Source organism: Phytoactinopolyspora endophytica, assembly GCF_004138495.1.
GTDB lineage: Bacteria > Actinomycetota > Actinomycetes > Jiangellales > Jiangellaceae > Phytoactinopolyspora > Phytoactinopolyspora endophytica.
On the sequence record NZ_ML142874.1, the window covers coordinates 14,892 to 16,063 of the forward strand.

The window sequence follows — 1,172 nt, forward strand, 5'->3', positions numbered from 1 at the left end:
GTGCCGGCGCCCGCTTCGCGCAGCGTCGAGGCAACGAAGTCGCGCGCGGGATCGCTGACGGTCTCGTCGACGGCGATCTGCGCCCGTCCTCGGACCCTGAGGTCGGACCCATTGCCGGCCATCTCCTGCGGCACCGGCGTCACGTCGGGAAGTCCGCCGTTCTTCGTTCGGTCCACCACCGATCCGCGCTGGTCGGCGCCGGATGCCACGCCGTCGCTCGACGACGCCCCAGCCGGAGACAGCGCGGTGAGCGCTACCAACGTGGATGACAGAGCAGCTACATAAGCGCTTAAGTTGACCATCCAGTGAGTGTATTGACCCGATCTCTCGCTGTGAAGTACTCGCACGGATTTCTCTATGACGCTGCGAACCCGCCGAGAGCACGGGACCCAGAGCGGTGCGGACGAACTCATCCGCACCGCAGCACTCGGGGACCCAACCCTATCGATCACTCATCCGGACAAGCGGACGCAGAGCCTTGGCGATGTCGGGAACGTCGTCATACTGGCCGGCCGCCACCGCCATGGTCAGCTCGTAGGCCTCATCGTTCGACGCTATGACCTGGGCACCGTTCAGTTCGCACAGCACCGCCGCCGCGATCCATGCCAAGCGCTTGTTGCCGTCAGCCAGCGGATGGAAACGGGCTATCGAATGCATCAACGCGGCAGCCTTGTCAACCAGGTCCGGATACATCTCGCGGCCGAACATCGACGTCTGGGGTCTCTCCGCCGCCGAGCTGAGCAATCCCTGATCTCGGACTGCCGGCGGAGCTCCGATGGCTAGCTCGGCAAGCTGTGCAAGGTGCTCCGCAGTGAGATAACGCATCGCGCGGTCACGACTTGCCGAGTCGGTCAAGCGCGTCCGAGTACCGCTCGACCAGGTTCGCACCCAACTGCTCTACGACGACGTCCGCGCCGTGGCGTCGGATGTATTCGTCGACGGCGTTGATGATAAACCCGTGCAAGCTACGATGTTCTCGATCAGCGAGGACACGCGCCGCCTGATCCAGTTCCTCCGGCAACCGTACTGTCATAGCCATACCAAAACGGTACCATTGCGGTACTAATCCTGCATGCTCGTATCGGCTAGGGCGTGTCTGATGGATCTCGGCCGTAGCGAGCAGGTGCCCGGCTGGATGCCTCGCAAGGCCGAGGAGGGAGGCGCACTGGGTT

General features: G+C 63.7%; 2 protein-coding genes and 1 pseudogene. All 3 read right to left on the reverse strand.

The genetic code is table 11. The annotated features are described in order from the left end of the window. A pseudogene (locus ELR45_RS36115) lies at nt 1-302 on the reverse strand (hypothetical protein); the annotation flags it as partial. A gap of 139 nt (nt 303-441) precedes the next feature. Continuing rightward, nucleotides 442-825, reverse strand: a complete 384-nt coding sequence (locus ELR45_RS31580; RefSeq protein ID WP_129669829.1) for a type II toxin-antitoxin system death-on-curing family toxin — start codon at nt 823-825, stop codon at nt 442-444. 7 nt (nt 826-832) lie between these two features. Then, nucleotides 833-1,039, reverse strand: a complete 207-nt coding sequence (locus ELR45_RS31585; RefSeq protein ID WP_129669830.1) for a hypothetical protein — start codon at nt 1,037-1,039, stop codon at nt 833-835. Between the last annotated feature and the right edge of the window lie 133 nt (nt 1,040-1,172).